This is a genomic window from Chamaesiphon sp. VAR_69_metabat_338, from assembly GCF_031423935.1.
Taxonomy (GTDB): Bacteria; Cyanobacteriota; Cyanobacteriia; order Cyanobacteriales; family Chamaesiphonaceae; genus Chamaesiphon.
Genome location: NZ_JANPGM010000263.1, coordinates 1 through 2,999, shown reverse-complemented (window position 1 = coordinate 2,999; position 2,999 = coordinate 1). Strand labels below are relative to the sequence as shown.

The following is a 2,999-nucleotide window of genomic DNA, read 5'->3' as shown; positions in this document are numbered from 1 at the left end:
CCGTCCGCACGATCGAGGTAAAATCTAAAGGTGGTAAGTGGGATAGTGTATTAGTCAGCAAACCGCAATTTGAAACCGCTTTAGAACGAAATACCAACTTCTGGCTCTATGTCGTCGAACGATCGTTAGATGACGATAATTACCAAATCTATCAAATTCAAAACCCCGCTCACAAAGTCCAAAAATTTGCCTATAAGAGCGATTGGATTGATATCGCAGAAAAAGCGATAGTCGATCGATCCGATCTAAAGACGATGCAGCCATCTAGCTCGAAAGCACTCGAAATAAATAATAGTGTAGCTACACAGGTAAAGCAAGAGGAGCGAGTAATTCCATTTTCTACGAATATGCAGAGTTATGGCGGCACCTATAAAGTTACTTTAGTCAATGAAGCTGAAGGGCTAAATCACACTATTAATGTTGCTGGTGATACCTATAGCAATAGCCAGAAGAATTAGGACATGAGTTAGAATGGGAACAAGAAATAGTAGAACCAATGGCGAAACCATATAGTCAGGACTTTAGAAAGAAAGTCATTGCAGCGATAGAGCTGGATGGGAGAAAAAAAGGAGAAGTGAGCGAAATCTTCAATATTAGTCGGAACACGATCGATTTGTGGCTCAAACGAAAAGAAAAAACAGGCGACTTACAGCCAAAATCGACAAAACCGTTGAGTGGTAAAGATAAAATCACCGACTGGGGAAAATTTAGAGCGTTTGTAAAAGACAATAGCTCAAAAACACAGTCTCAAATGGCAGATTTGTGGGAAGGAGAAATTAGTAGCCGGACAATCAGCAGAGCGTTAGCAAAAATAGAATTCACGCGAAAAAAAAGAGTTATGGATACAGTGAACGGGACGAAGCAAAGCGTCAAGTATTTCTGGAGCAACTAGCCAAAATTGAGACAGGGGATATTGTCTATGCAGATGAAGCAGGAATGGATAGCCGAGATGAATATGCTTATGGGTGGAATGAAAAAGGTGAAAGATTGTATGCACTTAAGTCTGGTAGAAGACAAGGGAGAGTCAACATGATTGCCGCTTATTGCGATCGCAAATTAATTGCACCTTTCACTGTTGAGGGAGCTTGTAACCGAACTGTATTTGAAACTTGGATTGAGACTTGCTTGATTAAGTGCTTAAAACCAGGACAATGGCTAATCATTGATAATGCTACTTTCCATAAAGGTGGTCGGATTGCCGAATTAATCGAGCAAGCAGGATGTCATGTTTTGTACTTGCCACCTTACTCTCCAGATTTCAATAAGATTGAACGATGTTGGTCTTGGCTCAAACATCGTATTCGTCAATGCCTCAATGAGTTCGATTGTTTACGTGATGCTATGGAGCATGTTCTCAAGTTATCGTCCTGACTCTCTTGGCGATTGCTATAAGTCTGAGTCTGACCGTTTTTACTCGTCGAAATTAATCGGTTGAGATTGTCATAGCCATAACTACTCTGGGCGATAATGCCAGTGTTGTTGCGCTGGGTAATCCCTTTGAGTCGTCCGTGAGTGTCGTAGGTATTGGTGGTGGTGAGGGTGAGGATGCCATCGGGGTGTCGATCGATTTTGTCGTTATCGCCAGTAGTGTTGTATTTGAATTTGATGTCTTTGGTGGTTAAGCTCGTACCGGTTTGAATTATCTCGGTGTTGAGATAACAAGGATCTGCATATTTGTAGATGGTGGTAGCGGTGAGGTTGTTGGCAGATCCTCACGGCCAGAGCATCGATCGATCCCTTATAATTGAGATCGCAGTTCAGCCAAGACTTCTACGATGACTTCCGAAGTAGACACCGATCTTCAGTCCGAATCTCAACTGAGTACTGCACTATGGTCGCCAGATGAAGATGCTAGCGACCTCGATGGCGAATTAGACGAACTTCCAGTGGATTTGGAGATGTCTTTTTTCGATCATTTAGAGGAGTTACGCCAGCGGATCTTTTATTCGATAATTGCAGTAGCGATCGGTGCAGCCGGTTGTTTTGTCTATGCCAAACAAATCGTCCAAATCTTGGAAATTCCGGCAATTGGGATTAAGTTTCTTCAATTGGCTCCTGGCGAGTACTTTTTTGTTTCGGTGAAGGTGGCGGGTTATTGTGGCTTATTAGTCGCCAGTCCCGCGATTCTGTACCAAATTATCCAATTTGTATTGCCCGGTTTGACGCGGCGCGAGCGTCAGTTGGTCTTGCCAGTGGTAATTGGTTCTTCGGTGCTATTTGTCGCGGGGATTGCTTTTGCTTACTACGCGCTAATTCCGGCTGCTTTGAATTTTCTGATCGATTATGGCGAAAATGTCGTCGAACAGGCTTGGTCGATCGATCGCTATTTTGAGTTTGTCCTAATTTTACTGTTTGCGACGGGTTTGCTCTTTGAATTACCTGTCGTCCAAATTTTATTATCGCTACTCGGTATTCTCTCGTCTCAATTGATGCTATCGGGCTGGAAAAGCGTGGTAGTAGGCTCGATGGTCGTCGGTGCGATCGTCACGCCATCGACAGATCCTTTGACACAGAGTTTGCTTGCTGGTGCCGTTTTAGCCTTATATTTTGGCGGGGTGGGTGTAGTAAAATTACTGGGCAAGTAAGTTCGCTAGAGTAGTTGCTCGGACACTGTCTGCTTCAGCTAGATTCGCTCCTAAATTTAGATTAGTTGAGATCGATCGCCAGTTAGAAAAACCTGAAAGTTTGACTTTGCTCTGTAATGCTCGATCTATATCTGCACCCAAACTAGTTTCTGGGGCGTCAGACAGATTGGCAATCGCCAATACTCGGACACTTTGCATGAGAATTTGCAGCCAGTCAGCCGCTCGACCGATCTGAGGTTGACCGATCGAGAGCGTGGCAATACTAGCTTGTAACCAGCGGATTGGCGATTTCCGACGGGTTGAAGTGCCTCTTGCAAGCATAAATCTATCAACCCAATGAGTAATCTAAGTCGGCGCAACAATTGCTAGATCGATTTTAACAACTAGCGATCGTTGCTGATACACTTGGGATCG

At 43.8% G+C, this 2,999-nt stretch carries 4 protein-coding genes; 3 read left to right on the top strand and 1 reads right to left on the bottom strand.

Annotated elements, in window-relative coordinates:
- The 3 genes from RMO84_RS07760 to tatC all read left to right on the top strand — a co-directional run.
- Positions 1 to 458 (top strand): protein NO VEIN domain-containing protein (locus tag RMO84_RS07760; RefSeq protein ID WP_310487892.1); only part of this gene is annotated, 458 nt, incomplete at its 5' end.
- 38 nt (positions 459 to 496) lie between these two features.
- A protein-coding gene (locus RMO84_RS07755; RefSeq protein WP_310487891.1) for an IS630 family transposase occupies positions 497 to 1,371 on the top strand; the annotation gives its coding sequence in 2 pieces (ribosomal slippage) (positions 497 to 826 and positions 829 to 1,371; 873 coding nt in all).
- A 404-nt stretch (positions 1,372 to 1,775) separates the two neighbouring features.
- A complete protein-coding gene (gene tatC / locus RMO84_RS07750) occupies positions 1,776 to 2,585 on the top strand; it encodes a twin-arginine translocase subunit TatC (RefSeq protein WP_396135800.1) in 810 nt (269 codons plus the stop codon).
- Here tatC and RMO84_RS07745 read toward each other — a convergent pair.
- Positions 2,571 to 2,906 (bottom strand): hypothetical protein, encoded by a 336-nt coding sequence (locus RMO84_RS07745; RefSeq protein WP_310487890.1) that lies wholly within the window; start codon positions 2,904 to 2,906, stop codon positions 2,571 to 2,573. The genes tatC and RMO84_RS07745 overlap by 15 nt on opposite strands.
- Positions 2,907 to 2,999: the final 93 nt, after the last annotated feature.

Coding starts and splice junctions, on each gene's coding strand:
- tatC (WP_396135800.1), top strand. CDS start 1,776: ATGACTTCCGAAGTAGACACCGATCTTCAGTCCGAATCTCAACTGAGT.
- RMO84_RS07745 (WP_310487890.1), bottom strand. CDS start 2,906: ATGCTTGCAAGAGGCACTTCAACCCGTCGGAAATCGCCAATCCGCTGG.